Below are 24313 nucleotides of genomic sequence, written 5' to 3'. Positions count from 1 at the left end.
GTAAAATCGAACCAATTTAATACTTCCTTTAGCTATATTTCGAACCGAAATTAATGACCATGGCAAAGCGAGAACTTTCAGACGCTATTCTTCAGCAAAAATTTGATGAACTGGAACGTAAAAGTCAGGAAGCCCTGACCGGAGGTGGGGAGAAACGGATTGAACAACAACACGCAAAGGGTAAATTAACCGCACGTGAGCGTATTCAATTGTTAATGGATGAAGGCTCATTTGAAGAGTTGGGAAAATTTGTGATGCACCGCTGCAAGGATTTTGGGCTCGACAAAGAATATTACCTGGGTGATGGCGTAGTAACGGGTTATGGAACGGTAAGCGGAAGGTTAGTTTATGTTTTCTCACAAGATTTTACCGTGTTTGGTGGCTCATTATCAGAAACCCATGCGGAAAAAATAGTGAAGCTGATGGAGCTTGCCATGAAAAATGGTGCTCCGGTAATTGGCTTGAACGATTCCGGTGGTGCCCGTATTCAGGAAGGAGTTGTGTCGTTGGGTGGCTATGCTGATATTTTTTACCGAAATACTTTGGCGTCAGGTGTTATTCCGCAAATCTCGGCCATCATGGGTCCGTGTGCCGGTGGCGCTGTGTATTCACCCGCCATCACCGATTTTATTTTGATGGTGGAGAACACTTCCTTCATGTTTGTCACTGGACCGAACGTGGTGAAGACCGTAACGCATGAAGATGTTACGTCAGAAGAACTTGGAGGAGCCACCACGCACAGCACAAAAAGTGGTGTAACTCATTTTGCTTGCGCGAACGAACTGGAGTGCATTCAATACATAAAAAAGCTATTGAGTTACATGCCCCAGAATTGCGAGGAGGAAGCACCACGATTACCGTACACATCTGGCAATGAAAGCAGGCCGCAACTCAACAACATTGTACCTGCCAACCCCAATCAGCCCTACGACATGCGCGAGGTGATTGATGGCATTGTAGATGATGGAAGTTTTTTTGAAGTGCATAAAAACTTTGCCGAAAATATTGTGGTGGGCTTTGCGCGATTGGCGGGCAGGAGTGTGGGCGTAGTTGGAAATCAACCGGCATCACTGGCAGGCGTGTTGGATATTGATGCCAGCGTAAAGGCTGCTCGCTTTGTTCGTTTCTGCGATAGTTTTAATATACCATTATTGGTACTGGAAGATGTACCCGGATTTTTACCTGGAACCGATCAGGAATGGAATGCGATCATTACCAATGGGGCCAAGTTATTATATGCCTTTTCAGAGGCTACCGTGCCACGCGTAACGGTGATTACGCGAAAAGCGTATGGCGGAGCTTATGATGTGATGAACTCGAAACACATCGGGGCCGATTTGAACTATGCCTGGCCAACTGCTGAGATTGCCGTGATGGGCGCGAAAGGCGCTGCTGAAATTATTTTCCGAAAGGAAATTTCAGAAGCGGCAGATCCGCAAGCAAAGCTCAACGAGAAGGTAGATGAGTACACCCGGAAGTTTGCCAATCCATACCGGGCTGCACACCGCGGATATATTGATGAAGTCATTTATCCCGACCAAACCCGCGAAAAGCTTATCCGGGCTTTTCAGATGTTGGAGAATAAGGTGGCTACGCTGCCGAGAAAAAAACATGGCAATATTCCGTTGTAGTTTTCAACCTGATTGTCAGTAAATTCACGAATTAATTATTTCTACTATGGATAAAAAAAGTAAAGCCTTCTTATACGAATACCTGAACAATGCATCACCCACCGGTTTTGAACACTCTGGTCAGCAGATATGGCTTGATTACCTGAAGCCATACATTGATGATTACATGGTGGATGTTTATGGTACAGCCGTGGGTGTCATCAACCCGAAAGGAGCCTACAAAGTGGTTATTGAAGCACATGCCGATGAGATATCGTGGTTTGTAGCATACATTACCGATGATGGCTACATCTATGTAAAGCGCAACGGTGGTTCCGATCATCAGATTGCTCCATCTAAGCGAGTAAACATCCACACAGAAAAAGGAATTGTAAAAGGTGTGTTTGGCTGGCCGGCCATTCATGTGCGTGACGCTTCAAAAGAAGAGCCTCCCACGTTGAAAAATATTCACATCGACATTGGGTGTGAGTCGAAAAAGCAAGTAGAGGCGTTGGGCGTTCACGTTGGCTGCGTGATTACGTTTGAGGATGAGCTGATGGAGATGAACAAAAACTACCTGGTTGGCCGGGCGTTGGATAACCGCATGGGTGGTTTTATGATAGCCGAAGTAGCCAGACGAATTAAGGAGAACAAGAAAAAGCTTCCCTTCTGCCTATATATTGTAAACTCTGTTCAGGAAGAAATCGGGTTACGCGGTGCCGAAATGATTTCGCGCAGACTGAAGCCCGATTTGGCCATTTGTACAGACGTTACCCACGACACCTGTTCGCCCATGTATAATAAAAAGGACACGGGCCACATTAAGTGCGGAACAGGGCCTGTGCTCTGCTACGGGCCGGCTGTTCAGAACAACGTGCTGAAAATGATCATCCAAACGGCTGAAAAGAAGAAAATACCATTCCAGCGCCAGGCGGTAAGTCGCTCCACAGGTACAGATACGGACTCATTTGCCTATAGTGCGGAAGGAGTAGCCTCTGCGCTCATTTCCTTGCCTTTGAAGTATATGCACACTACTGTGGAAACTGTTCACAAGGATGATGTGGAAAACGTAATCAAGCTTATTTATGAGGTTCTGCTGCAGTTGAAACCCGGTCAGGACTTCCGGTATATAAAATAGATTGAAAATTCACCATTTTTTGACAAACCCTGAGTTCCAAATTGGAATTCAGGGTTTGTCATTTTTGGACAAATTGAGAGCTTCAGAAGACCCAAAATGTGGTTTCTGAGCTTTAATCGCCATTCTTGAAATTGGAAGAGCCAATTTGCACCCTTTTTGATTAATGCGGGTGTGTAAAAAAGTAGGTTAAAACCTTACATTAGAAAGAATAGCTTGTGTATGTGAATTCGCGGTTTTAATGGGCCCCCTACTTTTGTATCGTTGACAGGGAAATTTTATAAAACTTAATAAATAACTGAAACCTCTCTAAAAATGAAAAAAGTAAGCTTAATTCTGTTCGCACTTGTTCTGAGCCTTGGTGCATTTGCTCAGGAAAGACCCACCCATGAAATCCATGCGGCTATGTTGTTCAACTTTATCAAGTATGTACAATGGCCTGATGATGCAGGTGGAGAATTTGTTGTAGGTGTAATTGGCGAAGACGATGTGTTCAATACCTTGAAAACCTGGTATGATGGCAAGCCGAAAGGCAACAAGAAGTACGTTATCAAGAAACTTTCTTCTGGTGCTGATGCGGCCTCTTGCCATGTGGTTTACGTTGGTAAATCAAAGAGCAAAGAATTCGAAAATGTAAAGAATACCATTACCGGTAAGCCAGTTCTTACAGTAACTGATGGAAACGGTCTTGGCCAGAAAGGTAGCTGCATTAACTTCAAAGTTATTGATGGTAAGCTGAAGTGGGAGTTGAATCAATCAACCTTCAGCAATTCGAACCTGAAGGTTTCGAACCAGCTGAGCAGCATGTCTATCTTGATCTAATTTATAATGATATTATTCTTCCGCGACCCCGGAAGAATGGGTTTGAATCGAATAGGGTTTAGGTTAAACGTTCAAAACCGGTAATATAACGCGCAGGGTCACGGAGTTTTATTGAGAGGGTCTTTCTTCGTGTGCTCTGTGCGTTTGTCTTTAAAAGGAGCGCCTTTTGTTAAACAAAGGGTGCTCTTTTACTTTTGTGGAAATGCCAGTAAAAACAACCACGGATCAGCTTGGTCACTCAGTTGAAATTCCCTTTCCGCCAACGCGGATAATTTCCCTGGTTCCCTCACAAACTGAATTGTTATACGACCTGGGGCTCGATGCAGAAGTTGTTGGGATTACCAAATTCTGTGTTCATCCGCCTGAATGGCGAAAAACCAAAACCATAATCGGGGGAACTAAGAAATTTAATTTTGAGGTGATCGATCGACTAAAGCCTGACCTGATTATTGGTAACAAGGAGGAGAATTATAAAGAAGGTATTGAAGCACTTCGACAAAAATACCCGGTTTGGATGAGTGATATTGTTACTCCAGCCGATGCCATGAACATGATGCGGTCAATTGGTGAGATTACTGGTAGGGCGACACAAGCTGAAAAATTGGCTGGCGAAATCCAGCACTCGTTGGATGGAATAAAGGGGTGGCTTCGGAAACCTCAGCCACCTATTCTGGAACCTCAGCCTCCAATTCATGATCCTCAGTCACCAAAGAAGATTCCGTTGCCTGAGGCTCTCGAAGGCAACGGAAAAATGGTATTGTATCTGATTTGGCGAAACCCCTGGATCGGAGCAGCATCCAACACATTCATTCACGAAATGCTAACCTTGGCAGGATTTGAAAACTGCTTAATGGAGCGGGAACGCTATCCTGAGCTTTCTGTGACTGATCTAACAACGTTAAATCCTGATTTGATTTTTCTTTCTTCCGAGCCCTACCCATTTTCAGAAAAGCATATTGAAGAGATACAATCGCAGGTTCCCAACGCAAAAATTTTATTGGTTGATGGTGAAATGTTTTCGTGGTATGGAAGCCGGATGCGCTATTTCGCCAGCTACCTGGCTACACTTCAGCTAACGTAAAGCCTACCGTTTTCAAATCATCCCAGTATCCGGGATATGATTTTCTCACCACCGTTGGATTTTCAATGACGATATCCCGTAAGGTTGCCAGAGGGGCAAAGGCCATGGCCATACGGTGATCGAGATAGGTGTTGATGGTTGGAATTGTTTCCGGAATGTTATGGGTGGGCACCAGTTTCCAGGATGATCCTGTTTCAATTAGTTGAGCTCCGATTTTTTGAAGCTCCTGGTGTAGCGCGTGAATGCGATCGGTTTCTTTAATGCGCAAGCTTTCCAAACCTGTAAAGGTGCCATGTATTCCTTTTGCCGCACAAACCACAGCCACGGTTTGAGCCAGATCGGGGCAATGGGTAAAATCAAATGTTAGTTCTGTGTGTGCTTCCTTTTTTGTCAGCAGCAGGTTGTTGCCCCGTGGTTCCGACTTCACACCAAGCTGCTCCATCAGGTCGGCAATTACCCGGTCGCCTTGAAATGAACGCATGGTGATGTTGGGCAGTGTAATTTCGGCTTGATCCGCAAGCGCGGTAAACGCAAACCAGTAGCTTGCAGCCGACCAGTCGGCCTCAATCCGATAGTCACAGGGTTTGTAGGGTTGCGGACCGACTTCGATTACATTTTCGTTTACCTGAACCTCCACGCCAAATTTCCGCATCAACGAAGCCGTCATATCAATGTAGGGCTTGCTTCCCACCTTACCGGTCAAAGTAAGTGTCAGTCCTTTTGGAAGCGTGGGGGCAATCATCATGAGTGCAGAGATGTATTGACTGCTCACATCACCGCGTATGGTCAGTTGATTGGTTTTCTGTCCTTCAAATCCTTCAATTTTTAGGGGTGGAAATCCTTCTTTTTCCAGGTAGGATATTCGGGCACCCAATACGCGCAGGGCATCAACCAGCAGCCCGATGGGGCGGAGTTTCATACGATCCGTTCCGGTAATTACTTTCTCTTGACCCTGAACAGCCAGGTAAGCGGTGAGAAAGCGCATGGTAGTTCCCGCGTCCTCTACATCCAATACAGGATCGGAAGAGTTGATCAACTGCCTCATCAACACCGTATCGTTTGCCTCCGAAAGGTTGGTTAAGGTTGATTTTCCGCCACCTAACGCATCCATAATCAGTACACGATTGCTTATGCTTTTAGAGGCCGGAAGCCGGTTTACCGTTCCGGTTAACGTTTTGTGTTTGGTAATGTGTATGCTTGAGCTCACGTTTAGCTAATGGTTGTAAGGCAAAATCGAATGTTAGTTAAAGATTTTTTTTCGTTGAGTGAAACAAATGATGATCAATTCCAGTTAACTTTGATATATGAACACAACCGGAAAAATAACGCTGGGATTGGGAATTGCATCGGCAGCTTTACTGGCGGCTTATCTTTTCACGGGCGACCGTAAAAAGAAGACCACTGAATTTATTGCCAAGAAAGCTGATGATTTAAAGCGCACCATTCGGAAAAAGATGGAGTCTTTCGATGATTCGGAAGCACATTATGTCTGAAGTGAACTGTAAAATGCCAACGCACCAACAATCTCTTCTTCGCTAACTGCACAATCCCAACGTGCCTTCCCGATTCCTTCGGGTAGCACGGCCAGCACCGTATTGCCCCTGTTTTTCTTGTCCTGAATGCAAAGCGCGGCTATTTGACCGTATTCGTTATTAGAAATTTCCAGCTTTCCATAAAGCTTAAGGATATACGCAGCTATTTGCCCGACTTCTTCATCGGTAATCAGCTTTAGATTTTTGGCAATAAAGGCCTCCGCTACTAATCCGGCAGCAACAGCTTCCCCATGTAAAATCCGGTTGCCGGATTTCAGAAAATGGGATTCCAGTGCATGGCCGATGGTGTGACCAGCATTCAGTATTTTTCTCAATCCCTTTTCTGTGGGGTCTTGCTGTACGACAGATGACTTGAACTCAGCGGAATGGCGCAACAGAATATCCCAGGGTTGTTCTTCAAGAGGCTTGCTTCGCAGTTCATTCCACAGGGTTCGGTCAGAGATCAGCGCGTGCTTGATTACTTCTGCAAAGCCGGAGCGTAGTTCGTTTACGGGTAACGTTTTAAGAAATTCACTGTGAATCAGCGTAAGCACAGGCTCCTTAAACAACCCGATGTGATTTTTAAAATGTTGGAAATCAATCCCCAGTTTTCCGCCAATGCTGGCATCAGCCATGGCCAATAAGGTGGTTGGCATCAGCATAAAATCGATGCCACGTTTATAGGTTGCGGCACAAAATCCACCCATATCACCGAGCACACCGCCACCTAAAACAATCAGCATGGAATGCCTGTCCATAGCCAAGTCAGTCATCTGCTCCCAAATGTGCGCACATGTTTGTAGGGTTTTGTTCTCCTCACCGCTGTTCACGGTAATCACCGCGTGTTCCGGTAAATGTGGTTGAACTAGCGGATAGCAGTGCTTCAGTGTGTTTTCATCGGTCAGTACGGCAATTTTGTTGTAGCCGCCTTTTTGCAGGAAGAGGTTGAGGTATGGTCCGGGGTTGTCGGTTAATTTCAGGTTGGCAGGCAACATTATTTTTCTGGCTCAGATGTTTTGTTCATGATCTCCGTTTGTATGCGAATCGATTCATCATGAATGATTTTGTAAAGTTCGCGAATAAAATCGGGAGAGAGTAGTGCCAGCTTGGCCCATTCGGGTCGGGTTTGCATGATCTCATTCCAGCGTTCCAGTTGAAATACCGTTACGTGATTGTCTTTTTTATAATCCCCGATTTTCTCAATCATTTTCATGCGGGTGGAAAGTGTTTCAATCAACTCCTGATCGATATGATCAATCTTTTCCCGTAAAGCTTCCAGATGATTAATAAATAGCGCATTGGAAGAGGATCGTTCACTTACCCGGAGCTGACTCAAAATTTCTTTTAACACCTCGGGAGTAACTTGTTGCTGGGCATCACTCAACGCCTTATCCGGATCGGGGTGCGTCTCAATCATCAACCCATCGTAATCCAGATCCAATGCCTTCTGCGATACTTCAAAAATCAACTCGCGGTTACCGGCTATGTGACTGGGATCGCCAATAAGCGGAATATCCGGATGCAGGGTTTTTAGTTCCAACGGTATTTGCCACAACGGCTGGTTCCGAAACCTGGATTTTTGAAACGAAGAAAAACCCCGGTGGATGGCACCCAATTTTTTTATTCCCGCGCGATGCAGTCGCTCCAACGCACCAATCCAGAGTGATAGATCGGGGTTAATCGGGTTCTTTACCAAAACAATTTTGTCGGTACCTTTCAGGGCATCAGCAATTTCCTGAACACTGAAAGGATTAACAGTAGTGCGGGCACCAATCCAAAGAATATCAATACCTGCTTTTAGTGCCAACTCTACGTGAGCCGGATTAGCAACTTCAGTCGCAAAGGCCAAACCTGTTTCCTGCTTCACATCAGCAATCCAACTAAAAGCGGTCTCACCCATTCCTTCAAACGAATTGGGTCTTGTTCGAGGTTTCCAAATGCCTGCCCGCATAATGGAAATATCCATTGCTTTTAGGGCTTGGGCTATAGTTAAAAGCTGTTCGGGACTTTCGGCACTGCACGGTCCGGCAATGACGAAAGGTTGGTTTGAGTCGGAATTTTTATAGTCAGAAACCCAATTTTTTGTGTCCATTCGGTCAGAAAATTAAACAATGCATGTGAGAAAATTACTGTTCTGTTTTTGAACAAAACCCAATCGCTAAAGTTTAGGACAAGGGCTGATAAAGCTCATGTTTTGCGGTATTATTGCAGCCTTGAAACATTAAGCCATCGCCTTATCTTTAGGCCACTTTTACCTATGGAATCATCGCCCAAAATCTCTTTTGAAGATACCGAAACAGCATTTGCGTATAAGTCGGACGCAGCCCTGAAAAAGGCAAACTTCATATTCTCTCTTGTTAATCACCCATGGATTTCGTCCCTGGCTACCGCATCTGTCAAGGCATCATTAAGCCTTCGGCTGCCGGTGGAAGGGTTGATCAAAAAGACAGCCTTTGACCATTTTTGTGGCGGTGAAAATATTGAACAGGCCACACGGGTAGTGGAGGAGCTTGGTAAATTTCATGTGGGCGCCATACTTGATTACTCCGTTGAAGGAGGTGATGATGAGGCAGGTTTTGATGCCACGGCTGAAGAAACCATGCGTACCATTGAACAGGCGCATAAGTCGGACAACATTCCGTTTTGTGTTTTTAAACCCACCGGGCTGGCTTCAGCAAAACTGCTAACCAAAATTCAGGCAGGAGAAACATTAACTGAAGAAGAGCAAAAGGCGTATGAACGTGCCTTTAATCGCTTTGATAAAATCTGTGCAAAGGGATATGAATACAACATGCCCATCTTGATTGATGCTGAAGATTCCTGGTATCAAAACCCGATTGACAAGATGGTGCTAGAGTTGATGAAGAAGTACAATAAAGAACGCGCAATCGTGTATAACACGTATCAGCTTTATCGTACGGCTGGTTTGCCAAACCTGCGTAACCATTTCCATGAGGCAGTTATGAATAATTATTATTTCGGAGCCAAGCTGGTACGGGGCGCATACATGGAAAAAGAGCGCGAGCGGGCTGCGAAGAACGGGTATGAAAGTCCTATTCACCCAACCAAAGAAGCAACCGATGATGCCTTTAACAAGGCGCTTGCCTTCTGCATTGACAACAAGCAACGCATTTCCGTCATGTGTGGCTCGCACAACGATTACAGCAATTATTATTTGACTGTGCTGATGGAAAAGCATAGCATGCCGAACAACGATCCGCGGGTGTGGTTTGCGCAGTTGTACGGTATGAGCGATAACATCTCGTTTAATTTAGCCAAGGCTGGTTACAATGTGGTGAAGTATTTGCCTTACGGGCCGGTTCGCTCCGTGATGCCTTATTTGTTACGTAGGGCGGAAGAAAATACTTCGGTTGCGGGGCAGAGTAGTAGGGAGTTGACTCTCATAAAAAAAGAACTATCCCGAAGAAGGAATAACCAATAGCTGAAAGTTTAAGGAAACTTTAGTATCTAAGAATATCATTCAAGGTTTTCAGTATTATTTCAAATTCGGATTTACCGATCGCACCAACTTTATTTATCAACCGCTCTTTTGATAAGGAACGGATATGAAAAACAAGAATTTCAGACTCTTGCTTAAGTCCGTTTGATTTGGAAGGCGTTAAAACAGGATTGCCTTTATAACGTTTGATTTTCGTTGTAAGTGGCGCAACGATAATGATGTTCAGATGTTCATTAAGCAGGTTGCCACTTATAATGACCACGGGTCTGAGTCCTCCTTGTTCGCTACCTTTAATCGGGTTGAGGTCAGCAAACCAAATTTCTCCCTGCTTCATTTCTCCAACTGCCTTAGGTAGTCTTCCATGCCTTCTTCAGCAATTGTTAAAATATCCTGATCTGTAGCAGCCCGTTTATACGATTTCACATATTCCGCTTTTTCCAGGTGCTCCAAGTAGAGCCTAAGTGCGTTCTCGATCAATTTGTTTTTTGGAACGGATAGCAATTTAGCTTTTTCTGAAAGTTGTTTCAGGAGGCTTTCGGGGAGTGTACTGGTGAATGTGGCCATTTGATTCATATTTATGGTATGCAAATATAAAACATATTTAAATCTGAATTATTGCCCATCCCATTATTCCCTTATTTTTGCGGCTGAAAACCGTATTCCATGCAATTAAGCGAACAAGAAATTATCCGCAGACAGGCCAAAGAAGAATTGGAAAAGCTGGGTATAAACCCATATCCGGCTGAACTTTTTGACGTTAACGTTTCTGCACAAGAGATACTGGAGAACTATACTCGCCACAAAAGTGACTACCGTTCCATCTCCATAGCAGGGCGCATTATGAGCCGCAGGATTATGGGCTCGGCTTCCTTTGCAGAACTTCAGGATGAAACCGGCCGCATTCAGATTTATGTGCGCAGGGACGATATTTGCCCCGGTGAAGACAAGACTTTATACAACACGGTTTTCAAAAAGCTTGTGGATATTGGTGACATCGTTGGGGTGAAGGGGTATTGCTTCACTACACAAACCGGTGAAATATCCATCCATGTAACGGAGTTAACCATTCTTTCAAAATCATTGCGGCCCCTTCCTGTGGTGAAGGAAACAACCGATGAGCAGGGCGTAGTACACAAGCACGATGCCTTCAGCGATCCGGAGCAACGCTACCGCATGCGGTATGTTGATTTAATTGTAAATCCGGAAGTGCGCGAAACGTTTGTAAAGCGCACCAAGCTGGTGAACTCCATGCGCCAGTTCCTGAATAACAAGGACTACCTGGAAGTGGAGACACCCATTCTTCAGCCGTTGTATGGTGGTGCTGCTGCGCGTCCATTCAAAACGCATCACAATACGCTCGACATGACCTTGTACCTGCGTATTGCAAATGAGTTATACTTAAAACGGTTGATTGTGGGTGGATACAATGGCGTGTATGAATTCTCAAAGGATTTCAGGAATGAGGGTATGTCGCGGTTTCATAATCCCGAGTTTACCCAGATAGAGTTGTATGTAGCGTACAAGGATTATTTCTGGATGATGGATCTGGTGGAGGAGATGATTGAGAAAGTAGCGCTTGATTTACACGGTACCACTAAGGTAAAAGTAGGTGAACATGAAATTGATTTTCGCAGGCCGTGGAAGCGCTTCACCATGTTCGAGGCCATTCAGCATTTTACGGGTATTGATATTTCCGAAATGGATGAGGCTGCTTTGCGTGAAACATGCAGGAAACTGAATGTACCGGTTGATGAAACGATGGGCAAAGGAAAATTGATTGATTCCATTTTTGGAGAGAAGTGCGAACCGCTACTTATTCAACCAACTTTTATTACGGATTACCCGGTGGAGATGTCGCCCTTGGCAAAGAAGCACCGCAGCAAGCCGGGTTTGGTAGAACGCTTTGAAGCGATTTGTAATGGAAAGGAAATCTGCAATGCATTCTCTGAATTAAATGATCCGATTGATCAGCGTAAGCGGTTTGAAGAACAACTTGAATTAGGCAAGCGTGGTGATGAAGAAGCCATGACGTTAGATGAAGACTTTCTACGTGCCCTTGAATTTGGTATGCCGCCCACAGCCGGATTAGGTGTGGGCATTGATCGCTTGTGTATGATCATGACGAACTCGCCCTCCATTCAAGATGTGCTGTTCTTTCCACAAATGAAGCCAGAGAAACAAGGTGGTGGATTTACAGAACGTGATGCGGAGCAACTGGGTATCCGTAAAGAACTTTTTCCTATCCTTCAAAAATTGGGTATACAATCTGTTGAACAGCTGAAAGCTTCAAAAGCATCCAAACTTTTTAATGATGTCTGTGGTATGCGCAAAAAAATGAAGCTGGAAGATGTGAAGAACCCGACTATGGAAGAAGTTGAAGGTTGGTTGAACTAGTTCTAAGTTCAGGTCTATCGGATGTTATCAAAGAAAGGTTTGCGTCTTTCCAACTTTAAATCCTGCAGTACAGAAGCTTTCACTGCAATTCTGAAATTGTAGTAGGTAAATCTTCCAAAAGGCCCCCAGTTGAAATTTAAGGTCCAGCAATGGAGATCGCGGGTGATGCCCACGTTGGTCGTGGTGAACTCCATGTTTTCAAAATCAAAACCCGAGTTGAAGGTGACCTTCCATTTTTCTGATAGAGACATGTCGCCTGAAAACTGGAGTGATTGCGAAATGCGCACATCGTTGTTAATCGGCCGCGAGTATGACAAACTGTAATTCATTTGCAAACTCCATGGAATATTAAAATCTACATACGATTCAGGATTATTCAAGTAAAACTGCTTTTCCTGTTCGGGTAAATTGGAGTTGGCAATGTTTTGTCGGGTTTCTTGATTTTTGTCCCGCGCTTTTGGATTCAGGTTTGAACCAATCGCCAATGTAGCTGAAGTTATCCTTCCTATTTTTCCACCTTTAATGGCGTATTGATCGATCCGCCTTTCAATTGATCTTCCCTCTTCATCAATGCGAGTCACGTAGGCATATGGATCGAGGGTGGATGAAAAGTTAATGTTGATCAGGTTGTCCAGTATGTTGGTGTTGGCCGAAATGGAGATGTTGGAGAGATTAAATGAGTCGGCCACAATGTTGTAGGAAGTACCCAGGGATAAGCTGTTTAACAGACTTACTTTCCGGGCAACCGTATCTTTTTCCGATTTGACTTTCATCTCCAGGGTATTTCCAAGACCGATACCAATATTTCCACTTCTGCCGGTTGTAGAGGTACCGTAAATAAATCCCTGGTGTCGCGATTGATAGATGGTTCGTCCATTCTGATTGATGGCCTGAAAGTAGTTGTCGTTTTTGGTGAAGTCTGGCGTGTAACTAACTGATATGTTTGGGTTAACCACGTGGCGAATGGCTTTTACTTTACCGCGCTTAAAAAAGTAGGTTCCATAAATCCGTGTATTGAAACTGGTGCTAAAACTGTAATTGGAAATTCTGTTGAATCCCCTGATCGTATCGGCTGGCACCAGGGTCGGACGATTGTTCACGATGTCATATTCCCAATTTAATTTTTCGAAGTACCATTTTTCTTCATAGGAAACAGATGGTGATACTGTGAAGTAGCGTAATGCTTTGAATGAATATGACATGGGTATGGAATGCCGGATTCCATTTCTTCCATTTTCAATGAAGGAGGTGAGATTGCTCATGGTGAAGGGAGCGATACTATCCTGTTGTGGGTCACTTCCTATTCGGCCCACGTTGTTCGTAATTCTATTGGTGGCCGCCATGCTGTAGCCGATGGAAAAGTTATCCAGTTTAGTAGGCTTTCCATCTTTGCGCTGAAACGGATAGAGGTTGCGCATGTTCACTGTAAGGGTGGGAGCGGTTAAATTAACTTGTTGCGTAACCAAATCCTGATCGTGGCTCATGTTCAATCCCATACTAAATGGCGTACCCCGAAATGTTTTGTTGTACGAAATATTGGAGTTCATTTTTCGGGAATTGTTGTTGAAACCTCCAGCATTGATGCTCTCCGGCATTCCAAAATTCAGGTTGTTGTTGGTGTTGTACGAATTTGATGCGGCACTTACAGAAGCACTAAACCGACCCGTACCCTTTGTTTGTGGCGAATGATTCCACCGAACACTGAAGTCGTTTCGTATGTTTTGATCTTCAATGCGGTTTGTAGCATTGGTTTTTGAAAAGCTGAAATTCATCCCACCCGTAAAGTGATACTTCCAACTGTAGGGCATATCAAAATAAAGTACATAGTCGCCTTTAGAGTATAAATCAGCCCGCACCGAAAATTTTACGTATTCACTGATATCTAAAAAATAGCCAAGGCCTCTCAGGTTAAAGCCGCGTAAGCGCTCTTCACCATATGATGGAAAGAGTATCCCTGATTTACTTTCTTTTTCTGCCGGAAACATACCAAATAGAAACCCGATGGGATAAAGCGGTATATCATTGAACTGAACATAAAAAGGTCCTGAAACAATTTTGTCCTTTGGAATGGCTTTGGTTTTTGTTGAGCGGATTACAAAGTGTGGATGTTCCAGGTTACAGGTAGTGTAACTGTTCTTTATACTGAGTAGCTCGTTTCGTTCATTCTTAAACACCAGATCGCCATGCAGGTAGCCTTCGCCCTGTTGTGTAACCACTTCAGAAATGCGAGCACGACCGGTTTTAAAATTGTAGGTTATGTCTTTTGTTTCGTATAGTTCAGCGCCATTCTTAAAAATAGGATAGCCGATTCTTCGTCCCAGTGAATCGCGTGTGCCATGTGCAGTGAGTGTGCTGTTGGCATAGTCGATGGTAATTTCATCTGCCTCCAATTCAATGGAACCGTAAACAATCTTGGCATTCCCGTATAACCATATGAGCTGACCATCCACACTCGAGTTGATGGAATCACGTGCACTGTATTGTATGGTGGTTTCTATGTCTCCCTTTTTGGGTGGTATACTGTCGGCAGGGTTTTTGACTGAATCGGCTGATGATGCAGTACGTAGGGATATCGGATTTTGAGCCTGGGTGGAAAGGAAACTGCAAAAAGCAAAAGCAAAAAATAAAATGACGGCAACTCGCACAACAGGACTATTGAAAGACAGATCTTTAGCTTTTGGTGAAAAATTCACAATTTTGCCCAAAGGTATTGCAAATCGACTGAACATTGTACTGCCCGTGAGGATTATAGGAATAGGCCTTTTATTAGCAATAACCTTGCTAAATTCTGCAGTTTATGCGCAGAACGGTGCGTCTGCATCTAAAAAATTTACCATTTGCCTCGATCCGGGTCATGGCGGTAATCAACCTGGAACTTTCGGCTCCTTTGCTAAAGAGAAAGATGTAACCCTTAAGGTAACACTGCTGGTAGGTAAAATAATTGAAGAGAACATGCCGGATGTAAATGTGGTGTATACCCGCAAAACCGACATGACCATTGGTTTGAAAGAGCGAGCCAAGGTGGCCAACGATAACCACGCAGATATTTTTGTCTCCATTCATGCCAATTCGCTTCCCGAAACTACACCCTATAATCGGAAGCAAGCCATTTTTGGTACCGAGACTTACGTATTGGGCTTGCACAAAACACAGGAGAGTTTGGAGGTTGCCATGCGTGAAAACTCGGTGATCTTATTGGAGGAGAATTACGAGGAAAAGTATCAGGGCTTTGATCCCAATTCACCCGAATCATACATTCTGTTCAGCCTCACGCAATCGGCCAATCACGAGGCCAGTATTCAGTTGGCCAGTCTTATCGAAGATCAGTTCGGGAAACGGGCTGGGCGCAAAAGCAGAGGTGTGAAGCAAGCGGGTTTTCAGGTGCTTTGGGAAACGGCTATGCCGGCAGTACTGGTTGAGATTGGCTATCTTTCCAATGTAAAAGAAGAAAAAGAGTTGAATTCTGCACAAGTGCAGGAGTATATTGCGTCTGCTATCTACAGAGCCATTAAAGAGTATAAAAACAAGGTAAAATCTTTAAATTAGGCTTTGAACTTCATCTGTACCCCATGACAATATCAAAAGAAGTGCGTGTTGGCCTGTTTATGGTCGTGTCGTTAGTGTTGTTGTACCTCGGCTTTAATTTTTTAAAGGGTATCGATTTTTTTTCATCCCGAAAAAAGTATTACGCCATCTACGACAATGTCGACCTGCTGATGCCTTCCAATCAGGTTTACCTCAGTGGTGTTTCGGTGGGCCGGGTAAGTGAAATACAGATTGATCAGATTCGTGATCGTGTTATCGTTGAGCTTGAAATTGACTCGTATGTCGTGTTGGGTGATTCGTCCATCGCCATCCTAAATGGTGATTTTTTGGGAACCAAGTTTATCCAACTTTCGGTAGGGAATTATACAAATACGCTCAATCCGAAGGACACCCTTCGTTCAGTTGTAGCCAAAGGGATAACAGCTTTTCTGGAAGAGAATGCAGCACCGGTAGCCGATAACTTACAATCAACGTTAAGAAAACTGAATACAATTCTTGATAACCTTTCCAGAAATTCACAAAAGCTGGATAAGATGTTTGATGATTTTGGCTCAACACCGGAAAAAGTTAACTATACCATTGATAATGCCAATCGAGCGATTGTTGGCATGTCTGATAGTATTAAGTTGGTTACTAAAAATGTGAACATCGCCTTACAAAACATTAACCCAACACTCAGAAATTTTAAAACACTTTCTGATTCGTTAAAATCCATAGAGGTAAACGAAACGCTCTCCAGAATTAAGGTAACCCTCACCAAGCTAAACGAAACGATGGATAAATTCAGCAAGGGGGATAACACGGCAAGTAAACTACTTACAGAAGATTCGCTTTATGTTAACCTCAACAAAATGCTGATGTCAATCGATTCATTGGCAACTCACTTCAACGAAAATCCAAAACATTTTATGGCTCCATTGGGTAAGAGCCGTAAGAAAATTGAGCGTGAACTGGAAAAGCAGCGGAAAGAAGATTAATCTGAATTTGGATACATGATTGAACGAGACCTGGAATTTAACCGAAACGAAGATGTGTATAAACAACTGGTTCACCAGTTGCAGGCAAAAGCAAAAAAAACAAAAGCAGGTGGCGGACAGAAAAAGATCGATGATCAGCACGCCAAAGGAAAATTAACCGCCCGCGAACGTATTGAATACCTGACAGACAAAGGTTCACCTTTTCTTGAGATTGGATTATTTACCGGTGAAGGCATGTACACCGAATATGGCGGATGCCCTTCCGCAGGTGTGGTTACCGGTATCGGGTACATTCACGGCAGGCAATGTGTTGTGGTAGCGAACGATGCAACCGTAAAAGCAGGCGCTTGGTTTCCGATCACCGCAAAAAAAAATCTCCGCATCCAAGAGATCGCGATGGAAAACCGGCTGCCCATTATCTATTTGGTGGATAGTGCCGGAGTGTTTCTGCCCATGCAGGATGAAATTTTCCCCGACAAAGAACATTTTGGCCGGCAGTTCAGGAATAACGCAAGGATGTCGTCCATGGGTATTGTTCAAATTGCTGCCATTATGGGAAGTTGTGTGGCCGGTGGTGCTTACCTTCCTATCATGTCGGATGAAGCGATGATTGTAGATAAAACCGGGTCGATTTTTTTGGCCGGATCCTATTTGGTGAAAGCTGCAATTGGTGAAGATATTGACAATGAAACTTTGGGAGGAGCGACTACGCATTGTGAAATTTCCGGTGTAACGGATAACAAGTTTCCTAACGATCAGGCATGCCTCGATTACATCCGATCCATCTTTGATAAGATTGGTGAATATGAAAAAGCTGGGTTTGATCGAATTGAACCGAAAGCTCCTGCTGAAGATCCGAATGAAATTTACGGATTGTTTCCAGCGGATCGTGTTAAGCCGTATGATACGCTTGAGATCATTAAACGATTAGTTGATAATTCTGAGTTTGACGAATATAAAGCGCTATATGGCAAAACCCTGATTTGCGGAACCGCGCGTATTGATGGTTGGGCGGTAGGCATTATCGCCAATCAACGTAAAGTGGTAAAAACCAAAAAGGGCGAAATGCAAATGGGGGGCGTAATCTACTCCGACTCTGCAGATAAGGCCGCACGCTTTATCATGAATTGCAACCAACGAAAAATTCCGCTGGTTTTTTTACAAGATGTAAGTGGTTTTATGGTGGGCAGCAAGGCAGAGCATGGCGGGATTATAAAAGATGGCGCCAAGATGGTGAACGCCATGGCCAACTCAACCGTGCCTAAGTTTACGGTGATTATGGGTAACTCATACGGAGCCGGTAACTATGCCATGTGTGGTAAAGCGTATGATCCAAGATTGATTGTTGCCTGGCCTTCTGCTCAGATTGCTGTAATGAGTGGAGCCTCAGCAGCAAAAACATTATTACAGATTCGGATAAGTTCATTGAAAGCTGAAGGAAAAGAAATTTCGAAAGAAGAGCAGCAGAATTTATTGAAAGAAATAACCGATCGGTACAACGATCAGCTTAGCCCGTACTACGCGGCTTCGCGTTTATGGGTAGATGATGTTATTGATCCGTTGGAAACACGTAAAGTTATTTCCATGGGTATTGAGGCTGCCAACCATGCTCCTGTTGAACGGTTTAATGTGGGTGTAATCCAAACGTAATGACGGCAAAAGAATTAAAGGCGCTGGTTTCGTTGCTGGATGATGAGGATGATCAAGTCGTTTCTCACGTTACTGATAAAATACGTTCGCTCGGCAAAGAAGTAATTCCGTATCTGGAACAGGAGTGGGAAAATAATTTCAACCCACAAACGCAGCAAAAAATTGAAAGCCTCATTCACGATCTTCAGTACGAGTTATTGAAGCATCGGGTAACCGAATGGTATAAAAGTCCGGAGCAGGATTTACTTACCGGCTTTTGGTTGGTGGCTACGTATCAATACCCCGATCTTGAACTCGAGAAACTAAAGCAGGATCTCGAACAGATTTATTATGAAGCCTGGCTGGAGTTCAAACCGGATATGTACCCGATTGATCAGGTTAAGGTGCTGAATGGTGTGCTTTTTAATAAGCTGAAGTTTTCAGCCAACACCAAAAATTTTCATTCGCCCGGCAATTCCATGATCAACGTGGTGTTGGAAACGCGTAAGGGTAATCCTATTTCATTGTGCGTAATCTATATGATGGTAGCGCAGAAGTTGAAGTTACCCGTGTATGGTGTCAATCTTCCTAACCTGTTTGTGCTGGTGTATCAGGATGGCAACCAGGTGTTTTACATCAATGCCTTTAACAAAGGGCTTATTTTTTCCCGGCAGGATATTGAAAACTACATTCACGAATTAAAGCTGGCTCCCCAAGCTTCATTTTTTGAACCCTGCTCCAACCTGGAAATTATTCGCAGGGTGTTTCGTAACCTCATTATGTCGTTTGATAAAATGGGTGAGCACGAAAAAGCCGAAGAGGTGAAAGAGTTATTGCTCATCATTGCTGACGGAGCAGACCTGGGCGTGTAGCCTTACACGTTATACACAATCACAAAATCCGGGTATTGTTTATAATACAGCGAAAGCGTTGTTTCTTTTTCCGGAGTGATAATGTGTCCGGTGAGTATCCCGGTTAGCTCAAGGTTAAACGGTTCTATCAACAGATTTTCTGCAAATACCAAATCCTTTTTTCCATACACTTTCATCATCGCTTCCTTGGCACTCCAATAAATGCTATTCTTGATGAGATTAATTCCTGCATCTTTTAATTCCGAAGGAGAAAACATACGCGGGGCAATGCGCAATAACTTTGATTTGAAATGCTCCAGATCAATACCAACTGCTTTTTCAGTGTCGATAATAGCCGTTACATACGGATAGGAGTGACTAAGGGAAATGTGATGCGGATGACTGCGTAATAAAGGCTTCCCATAAATATCTTTTGTTAACCCATGATAGTTAAGTTTCAATTGCTCAACCAGATTTCTTACCAATGCGCGGGCAGCCAGAAACTCACATCGCTTTTCCGGATGCGTAATTTCTGCCGGAATAATTTCTTCACCAGATAGCCGATTCAACTCTTCCTCCGATTCTTCGATTTTCCACAAGCCCCACGCGCGGGTTTTGGTTATGTCGGTTTCCAGTTGAGGCATAATGGTTTAATCTTGAGCAATTTTACTATAAACTCACCTAAACTTTCAGCACTTTCGCGCAGTTATTCGGGTATGAGTACCATTGCTGTAAACAGGCTACACAACCTTACCGGTCATAGAGATTCGATCTATACCCTGCTCCAGGCTGATCAACCCAACCGATTCTTTAGTGGCTCAGGGGATGGTATGGTTGTACTTTGGGATCTGGAGAAACCCGATGAGGGTACATTGATTGCCCGATTGGCCAATTCCATTTACGCCATTCACCGCCATTCGGAAACAGATCTGTTAACAATTGGCCATAATTATGATGGCATTCATTTTATCGATTGGAAGAATAATAAACAGGATGGTTCGTTACACCTTACCAAGGCCGCCATTTTTGATATCCAGCATGTAGGGAATACGTTGTTTGTGGCTGATGGCGATGGAACAATCATCAGGGTTGATTTGAGTACTCGGGCGATTCTGAGTCGTACTAAATCCTCAGAAAAAAGCGCCCGAACCATGGCTATCAATCGAAAAACCGGTGAGTTGGCCGTTGGGTACAGTGATTGCTGTATCCGGGTGTTTGATGTTGACTCAATGAACATGAAATACGAATGGAATGCACATGCGAATTCGGTTTTTACCGTGCGGTACACCCCGGATGGCAATTTTCTGATGAGTGGATCTCGCGATGCGCGCCTGAAAGTATGGGATGTACGGGCCGGATACACCCCCGCTGCGGAGGTGGTGGCGCACATGTATGCAATAAATCACCTTGATTTTAGCCCTGATTCCAAACATTTCGTAACTTGTAGCATGGATAAGTCCATAAAAATCTGGGACTTAGACGAACTGAGGCTGTTGAAAGTAATAGACAAGGGCAGGCATGCCGGCCACGGCACCTCGGTGAACAAACTGTTGTGGACGAACCACCACGGACAATTGGTGAGTGCCAGCGATGACCGCACCATTTCCGTATGGGATATAAACTTGAATAATCAGAGCCTGGATACCTGATTTTTTATCGGCTCTTATTTTTTAAACTTAACCAGTAGTACCATGAAAATTACACCGCTTGAAATCCGGCAAAAAACCTTCGAGAAGCATTTTCGCGGATATGACAAGGATGAAGTGAACGCTTTTCTGCTTACCCTGTCGCAGGAATGGGAACGCCTTGTGGATGAAGGCAAGGAATTTAAGATAAAGCTTGAAGCGGCCGAACGTGAAGTAACCAAGCTGAGAGAGGTGGAAAGCTCATTGTTCAAAACGCTTAAGACGGCAGAAGACACGGGGGCGAATGTGATCGAACAGGCGCGTCAGGCGGCTGATTTGCATTTACGCGAATCACAACTCAAGGCTGATGCCATGATGAATGAGGCCAAGATGATGGCCAACAATACGATTGATGAAGCTGAGCAACGTGCCAAGCAAGTGATGGCTGAAATGGAAGAGCGCCTTCGTGGGATGGTAGAAAGCTACAAGAAGCTCGAATCATCGCGTGATGATTTGTTGCAGGAGCTTAAGCGTATCTCACAGGATAATATTGAGCGGGTTGATCGTATAAAAAATGGAACAAAGGCATTTGATGCGGATCAACATCTTTCACAAGCCCGAAAGGAAATCAAAAAGATCGTCTTCCCGAATGCGGATCAACAAGCTAAAGCCAAAACGGTGGAGCAACCCAGGTTAGTGGTTCCTGTACCTGAAGTATCCGAAACAACGATTGATTCTGTAACTGAAACAGAACCCGAAGCTGAACCGGAAATGGTGTTGGAACAGATAACGGTGGTGGCTGAAACCCGGACGAAAAAAATCACTTCTTTTTTTGACGAGATTGGATGACCGGACGTGTTGCGCTTGAAGGTCTGGAGTTCCATGCGTTTCATGGCGTTTACCCGCATGAGCGTGAATCCGGAAACTGGTTTGAAGTAGATATTGCCGTTGAAACGGATTTTTCGGCTGCAGCCTTTGAGGATGATTTGTCGGGTACGGTTAACTATGAAACCCTGTTTGCTATTGTTAAGGAAGAGATGGATAAACCTTCCAAGCTCCTTGAAACAGTAGCCGGTAAAATCATTGATGATATTTTACAAGAACTTCCCGTTGTTCATTCAGTTGACATTAAAATCTCCAAGGTAAACCCTCCCATTGGTGGCAAGTGTAAGCGAGCCACTGTTCAGGTTTTTAAAAAGCGATAATTCATGAAGTATTTTGTTCTCATTTTTCTGTTTCTCAATTTTTGTTTTGAATCCTCATTCGCCCAGGAAAAACAGGCATTCAAATTATTTAACAAAGAAGGCAAGTCGGCTGACTACCAAAAAATGATTACCGAGTTGGCAAAAGCCGATGTGGTATTGTTTGGTGAAATGCACGACAATTCCATTAACCATTGGCTTGAACTGCAAGTGGCCAAGGATTTGTACGCGATTAATCCAAAACTTACCCTTGGCTTTGAAATGTTTGAAGCCGACAATCAGTTGGTGCTGAACGAATACCTGACCGGTGTGATTGAAGAGCGGCATTTATTGAGTGAGGCCAAAGTTTGGGATAACTACAAAAACGACTACAAGCCTTTGATTGAATTTTGTAAAGCGCAAAAGTTAAATGCCATTGCCACCAATGTACCGAGACGTTATGCTAATCTTGTTTATCGCAAAGGGATTGAGGCGCTGACTACGCTTCCGGAGGAGGCCCGCCAAAACATTGCGCCTCTTCCCATTGAAATCGATCTGGAATTACCGGGATATAAAAATATGATTTCATCCATGGGCGGACATGGCGGCCCGGGAAGCGGAGAGAACATGGCCCGATCGCAAGCCGTGAAGGATGCTACCATGGCACATTTTATCATTCAGAATATGAAGGAAGGTGTCTTCATTCATTACCATGGCGCTTATCACTCCCAAAATTTTGAGGGGATCTACCATTACCTGAAGAAGGCAAAACCTTCATTGAAGATAGTGACCATTCATCCGGTTAGTCAGGATGCGATAGACAAACTAAATGATGAAAACAAAAACACAGCCGACTACATCATTGCGATTCCGGCTGATATGACAAAAACCTATTGATCCTGAGATGCTTTTCTGCCTTCATCAAGGGCTTTCAGCATGACATCTTTAACGGTTTGCACCCGCTTTAATTCCTTTTCTAGGTAATCGCGCTGCGCCTCCTTTTCATATTCTTCCGGGCTGAATTCACGCATCCAGCTCATCATGCTCTTGCTGGCGGAATCCAGTAGCAGCACGGTTTGCTCCATCTGTTGCTTTTTATCTTCTACCAAATCAGGTGAATTTTTGATCTTTTCCTCCAGATCTTTCTTAAGCCTGTAAAGCTCATCCATGCTGGGCATCACTTCATCGTGGATGTCCATCACCTCATTATACAGCACTTTATTTGGGTCTTCTTCAGCTTTTTTCTGGCCGCAATACGTGAGTGTAAAGCTTAGCAGGGTAAGGAGTGCAATCGTTTTTTTCATGGTGATTCAGAGGTATTTGTATCAAAGATATCGACAACCATACGCTTCCCAAACCGTTCCTAACAGGCATTAGTTCATTGAAAATTATGTTTGAAATATTTTGTCGGCAATTGAAAATACCTTTTCTTTAGCCCATTGATTAGAGAAATGAAAAGCATCAACGCATCTTTTTGGTTTTACTACTACTATTTTCAGGCCCTTCCGGGATTTGAACGAGTAGCGGTATGTTGTTGATGTAAACGATAACAGAGAACTCAGAAAAGTCCCGGTGAATAGCCGGGACTTTTTTTGTGCTCTCGTTTTTGAACTATGAGAACGAACATGACAAAAAACAAGAAACTGAAAATCGCCATACAAGGATTGGAAGCCAGCTTTCACGAAGTAGCGGCACGAACTTATTTTCAGCAAGCTATTCAACCGGTTGAATGCTTGACTTTTCATGCGTTATGCGAAAGCTTAAAAAAGGGCGAAGCTGATTTTGCCGTAATGGCCATTGAGAACAGCATTGCCGGAAGCATCCTTCCGAATTATTTTTTACTTCAGCAATATCACTTCAGCATTGTGGGCGAGTTATACCTGCCCATTCACATGCACCTGCTAACCTTGCCTGGTGTAAAGCTGTCCGATATCAAAACCATTGAATCACACCCAATGGCTTTGCGCCAGTGTACCGAGTTCATCCACACGTTGAATGGCATTGAAATCCGCGAAAGTGATGACACGGCTCTTTCAGCAAAGCGTGTTAAAACATTAAAGCTTAAACAAACCGCAGCCATTGCCAATGAGTTGGCTGCGAAAAAGTATGGTCTGCAAATTCTGGAGAAGCGCATTGAAACCCACAAGAAAAACTTTACGCGCTTTCTGGTGTTAACCCGTAAATCGGAAAATAATGAAAAGGCAAACAAGGCATCGTTGAGTTTTGAAGTGGCCAATGAAGTGGGCAGCCTGGCTGATGCATTGATGACGTTCAAGCTAAATCAGATCAACTTGTTAAAAATTCAATCGATACCGGTTATCGGAAAGCCCAGTGAATACCGCATTCATGTAGATGTGGAATGGAAGCGGAGAAAACAGTATGACGATGCGATGAAGCAGGTGTTGCGGCAGGTAAAAAACTTAAACGTATTGGGTGAGTATAAGAAGGCAAAAATTGAATACAACTAATG

At 44.0% G+C, this 24313-nt stretch carries 24 protein-coding genes; 16 read left to right on the top strand and 8 right to left on the bottom strand.

Annotated features, from left to right (window positions below; genetic code table 11):
* Window positions 1–59: 59 nt before the first annotated feature.
* The 4 genes from QY309_14135 to QY309_14120 all read left to right on the top strand — a co-directional run bounded on the left by QY309_14135 (window position 60) and on the right by QY309_14120 (window position 4648).
* Window positions 60–1631, top strand: a complete 1572-nt coding sequence (locus tag QY309_14135) for an acyl-CoA carboxylase subunit beta (GenBank protein WKZ59001.1) — start codon at window positions 60–62, stop codon at window positions 1629–1631.
* 46 nt (window positions 1632–1677) lie between these two features.
* A complete protein-coding gene (locus QY309_14130; protein WKZ59000.1) occupies window positions 1678–2748 on the top strand; it encodes a M42 family metallopeptidase in 1071 nt (356 codons plus the stop codon).
* 312 nt (window positions 2749–3060) lie between these two features.
* Window positions 3061–3567, top strand: a complete 507-nt coding sequence (locus QY309_14125; GenBank protein ID WKZ58999.1) for a YfiR family protein — start codon at window positions 3061–3063, stop codon at window positions 3565–3567.
* 202 nt (window positions 3568–3769) lie between these two features.
* Window positions 3770–4648 carry a helical backbone metal receptor gene (locus tag QY309_14120; GenBank protein WKZ58998.1) on the top strand — a complete coding sequence of 293 codons (879 nt, stop codon included), beginning with the start codon at window positions 3770–3772 and terminating at the stop codon, window positions 4646–4648.
* Here QY309_14120 and aroA read toward each other — a convergent pair.
* A complete protein-coding gene (gene aroA, locus QY309_14115; protein ID WKZ58997.1) occupies window positions 4629–5855 on the bottom strand; it encodes a 3-phosphoshikimate 1-carboxyvinyltransferase in 1227 nt (408 codons plus the stop codon). The genes QY309_14120 and aroA overlap by 20 nt on opposite strands.
* Before the next feature lie 97 nt (window positions 5856–5952).
* On the opposite strand from aroA, the gene QY309_14110 reads away from it, so the two are divergent.
* Window positions 5953–6141, top strand: a complete 189-nt coding sequence (locus tag QY309_14110) for a hypothetical protein (GenBank protein WKZ58996.1) — start codon at window positions 5953–5955, stop codon at window positions 6139–6141.
* On the opposite strand, the gene aroB is transcribed toward QY309_14110, so the two are convergent.
* Together aroB and QY309_14100 are read right to left on the bottom strand one after the other, a co-directional pair.
* A complete protein-coding gene (gene aroB, locus QY309_14105; GenBank protein WKZ58995.1) occupies window positions 6132–7175 on the bottom strand; it encodes a 3-dehydroquinate synthase in 1044 nt (347 codons plus the stop codon). The two genes, QY309_14110 and aroB, sit on opposite strands and share 10 nt — an antisense overlap.
* Window positions 7175–8272: a bifunctional 3-deoxy-7-phosphoheptulonate synthase/chorismate mutase type II gene (locus QY309_14100; GenBank protein WKZ58994.1), complete on the bottom strand. Its 1098-nt coding sequence runs from the start codon at window positions 8270–8272 to the stop codon at window positions 7175–7177. Before QY309_14100 ends, aroB begins: the two co-directional genes overlap by 1 nt.
* Window positions 8273–8437: 165 nt before the next feature.
* Here QY309_14100 and QY309_14095 point away from each other — a divergent pair, with 165 nt between their 5' ends.
* On the top strand, window positions 8438–9622 hold the full coding sequence (locus tag QY309_14095; GenBank protein ID WKZ58993.1) for a proline dehydrogenase family protein: 1185 nt from the start codon (window positions 8438–8440) through the stop codon (window positions 9620–9622).
* 19 nt (window positions 9623–9641) lie between these two features.
* Here the strand turns inward: QY309_14095 and QY309_14090 are convergent, their stop codons facing one another.
* Window positions 9642–9974, bottom strand: a complete 333-nt coding sequence (locus tag QY309_14090; GenBank protein WKZ58992.1) for a type II toxin-antitoxin system PemK/MazF family toxin — start codon at window positions 9972–9974, stop codon at window positions 9642–9644.
* The gene (locus QY309_14085; GenBank protein WKZ58991.1) at window positions 9971–10204 is read right to left on the bottom strand and encodes a ribbon-helix-helix domain-containing protein; all 234 of its coding nucleotides are present in this window, start codon (window positions 10202–10204) and stop codon (window positions 9971–9973) included. The genes QY309_14090 and QY309_14085 overlap by 4 nt, the downstream gene beginning before the upstream one ends.
* 99 nt (window positions 10205–10303) lie before the next feature.
* On the opposite strand from QY309_14085, the gene lysS reads away from it, so the two are divergent.
* Entirely contained in the window at window positions 10304–12034 is a 1731-nt protein-coding gene (lysS, locus tag QY309_14080) for a lysine--tRNA ligase (GenBank protein ID WKZ58990.1), read from the top strand.
* 14 nt (window positions 12035–12048) lie between these two features.
* Here the strand turns inward: lysS and QY309_14075 are convergent, their stop codons facing one another.
* Window positions 12049–14727, bottom strand: coding sequence for a putative LPS assembly protein LptD (locus QY309_14075; GenBank protein ID WKZ58989.1), 2679 nt, complete (start codon window positions 14725–14727; stop codon window positions 12049–12051).
* 85 nt (window positions 14728–14812) lie between these two features.
* Between QY309_14075 and QY309_14070 the strand changes: the two genes are divergently transcribed.
* Genes QY309_14070 through QY309_14055 form a run of 4 tightly spaced genes read left to right on the top strand, consistent with a single transcriptional unit; the run spans window position 14813 to window position 19058 of the window.
* A complete protein-coding gene (locus QY309_14070) occupies window positions 14813–15580 on the top strand; it encodes an N-acetylmuramoyl-L-alanine amidase (GenBank protein ID WKZ58988.1) in 768 nt (255 codons plus the stop codon).
* 23 nt (window positions 15581–15603) lie between these two features.
* The gene (locus QY309_14065; protein ID WKZ58987.1) at window positions 15604–16557 is read left to right on the top strand and encodes an MlaD family protein; all 954 of its coding nucleotides are present in this window, start codon (window positions 15604–15606) and stop codon (window positions 16555–16557) included.
* A 15-nt stretch (window positions 16558–16572) separates the two neighbouring features.
* Window positions 16573–18207 (top strand): acyl-CoA carboxylase subunit beta, encoded by a 1635-nt coding sequence (locus tag QY309_14060; GenBank protein WKZ58986.1) that lies wholly within the window; start codon window positions 16573–16575, stop codon window positions 18205–18207.
* Window positions 18207–19058 carry a transglutaminase-like domain-containing protein gene (locus QY309_14055; protein ID WKZ58985.1) on the top strand — a complete coding sequence of 284 codons (852 nt, stop codon included), beginning with the start codon at window positions 18207–18209 and terminating at the stop codon, window positions 19056–19058. The genes QY309_14060 and QY309_14055 overlap by 1 nt, the downstream gene beginning before the upstream one ends.
* A 2-nt stretch (window positions 19059–19060) precedes the next feature.
* On the opposite strand, the gene QY309_14050 is transcribed toward QY309_14055, so the two are convergent.
* Complete coding sequence (locus tag QY309_14050; protein ID WKZ58984.1) at window positions 19061–19681, bottom strand: 4'-phosphopantetheinyl transferase superfamily protein; 621 nt, start codon at window positions 19679–19681, stop codon at window positions 19061–19063.
* Between the two features lie 12 nt (window positions 19682–19693).
* Here QY309_14050 and QY309_14045 point away from each other — a divergent pair, with 12 nt between their 5' ends.
* The 4 genes from QY309_14045 to QY309_14030 are packed head-to-tail and all read left to right on the top strand — an operon-like array spanning window position 19694 to window position 22740.
* Complete coding sequence (locus tag QY309_14045; GenBank protein ID WKZ58983.1) at window positions 19694–20686, top strand: WD40 repeat domain-containing protein; 993 nt, start codon at window positions 19694–19696, stop codon at window positions 20684–20686.
* A gap of 42 nt (window positions 20687–20728) precedes the next feature.
* Entirely contained in the window at window positions 20729–21511 is a 783-nt protein-coding gene (locus QY309_14040) for a DivIVA domain-containing protein (protein WKZ58982.1), read from the top strand.
* Window positions 21508–21867, top strand: coding sequence for a dihydroneopterin aldolase (gene folB, locus QY309_14035; protein ID WKZ58981.1), 360 nt, complete (start codon window positions 21508–21510; stop codon window positions 21865–21867). The genes QY309_14040 and folB overlap by 4 nt, the downstream gene beginning before the upstream one ends.
* 3 nt (window positions 21868–21870) lie before the next feature.
* Complete coding sequence (locus tag QY309_14030; protein ID WKZ58980.1) at window positions 21871–22740, top strand: ChaN family lipoprotein; 870 nt, start codon at window positions 21871–21873, stop codon at window positions 22738–22740.
* Here the strand turns inward: QY309_14030 and QY309_14025 are convergent.
* On the bottom strand, window positions 22734–23147 hold the full coding sequence (locus tag QY309_14025; GenBank protein ID WKZ58979.1) for a hypothetical protein: 414 nt from the start codon (window positions 23145–23147) through the stop codon (window positions 22734–22736). The two genes, QY309_14030 and QY309_14025, sit on opposite strands and share 7 nt — an antisense overlap.
* A gap of 321 nt (window positions 23148–23468) precedes the next feature.
* On the opposite strand from QY309_14025, the gene QY309_14020 reads away from it, so the two are divergent.
* The gene (locus QY309_14020; GenBank protein WKZ58978.1) at window positions 23469–24311 is read left to right on the top strand and encodes a prephenate dehydratase; all 843 of its coding nucleotides are present in this window, start codon (window positions 23469–23471) and stop codon (window positions 24309–24311) included.
* Window positions 24312–24313: the final 2 nt, after the last annotated feature.

The sequence above is a fragment of the Cyclobacteriaceae bacterium genome, from assembly GCA_030584025.1.
In the GTDB taxonomy this organism is placed as follows: Bacteria; Bacteroidota; Bacteroidia; order Cytophagales; family Cyclobacteriaceae; genus UBA2336.
The sequence above is the reverse complement of the archived record's forward strand: the minus strand, read 5'-3'. Positions and strand labels throughout refer to the sequence as shown.

Coding starts and splice junctions, on each gene's coding strand:
- QY309_14135 (WKZ59001.1), top strand. CDS start 60: ATGGCAAAGCGAGAACTTTCAGACGCTATTCTTCAGCAAAAATTTGAT.
- QY309_14130 (WKZ59000.1), top strand. CDS start 1,678: ATGGATAAAAAAAGTAAAGCCTTCTTATACGAATACCTGAACAATGCA.
- QY309_14125 (WKZ58999.1), top strand. CDS start 3,061: ATGAAAAAAGTAAGCTTAATTCTGTTCGCACTTGTTCTGAGCCTTGGT.
- QY309_14120 (WKZ58998.1), top strand. CDS start 3,770: ATGCCAGTAAAAACAACCACGGATCAGCTTGGTCACTCAGTTGAAATT.
- QY309_14110 (WKZ58996.1), top strand. CDS start 5,953: ATGAACACAACCGGAAAAATAACGCTGGGATTGGGAATTGCATCGGCA.
- aroB (WKZ58995.1), bottom strand. CDS start 7,175: ATGTTGCCTGCCAACCTGAAATTAACCGACAACCCCGGACCATACCTC.
- QY309_14100 (WKZ58994.1), bottom strand. CDS start 8,272: ATGGACACAAAAAATTGGGTTTCTGACTATAAAAATTCCGACTCAAAC.
- QY309_14095 (WKZ58993.1), top strand. CDS start 8,438: ATGGAATCATCGCCCAAAATCTCTTTTGAAGATACCGAAACAGCATTT.
- QY309_14090 (WKZ58992.1), bottom strand. CDS start 9,974: ATGAAGCAGGGAGAAATTTGGTTTGCTGACCTCAACCCGATTAAAGGT.
- QY309_14085 (WKZ58991.1), bottom strand. CDS start 10,204: ATGGCCACATTCACCAGTACACTCCCCGAAAGCCTCCTGAAACAACTT.
- lysS (WKZ58990.1), top strand. CDS start 10,304: ATGCAATTAAGCGAACAAGAAATTATCCGCAGACAGGCCAAAGAAGAA.
- QY309_14065 (WKZ58987.1), top strand. CDS start 15,604: ATGACAATATCAAAAGAAGTGCGTGTTGGCCTGTTTATGGTCGTGTCG.
- QY309_14060 (WKZ58986.1), top strand. CDS start 16,573: ATGATTGAACGAGACCTGGAATTTAACCGAAACGAAGATGTGTATAAA.
- QY309_14055 (WKZ58985.1), top strand. CDS start 18,207: ATGACGGCAAAAGAATTAAAGGCGCTGGTTTCGTTGCTGGATGATGAG.
- QY309_14050 (WKZ58984.1), bottom strand. CDS start 19,681: ATGCCTCAACTGGAAACCGACATAACCAAAACCCGCGCGTGGGGCTTG.
- QY309_14040 (WKZ58982.1), top strand. CDS start 20,729: ATGAAAATTACACCGCTTGAAATCCGGCAAAAAACCTTCGAGAAGCAT.
- folB (WKZ58981.1), top strand. CDS start 21,508: ATGACCGGACGTGTTGCGCTTGAAGGTCTGGAGTTCCATGCGTTTCAT.
- QY309_14030 (WKZ58980.1), top strand. CDS start 21,871: ATGAAGTATTTTGTTCTCATTTTTCTGTTTCTCAATTTTTGTTTTGAA.
- QY309_14025 (WKZ58979.1), bottom strand. CDS start 23,147: ATGAAAAAAACGATTGCACTCCTTACCCTGCTAAGCTTTACACTCACG.
- QY309_14020 (WKZ58978.1), top strand. CDS start 23,469: ATGACAAAAAACAAGAAACTGAAAATCGCCATACAAGGATTGGAAGCC.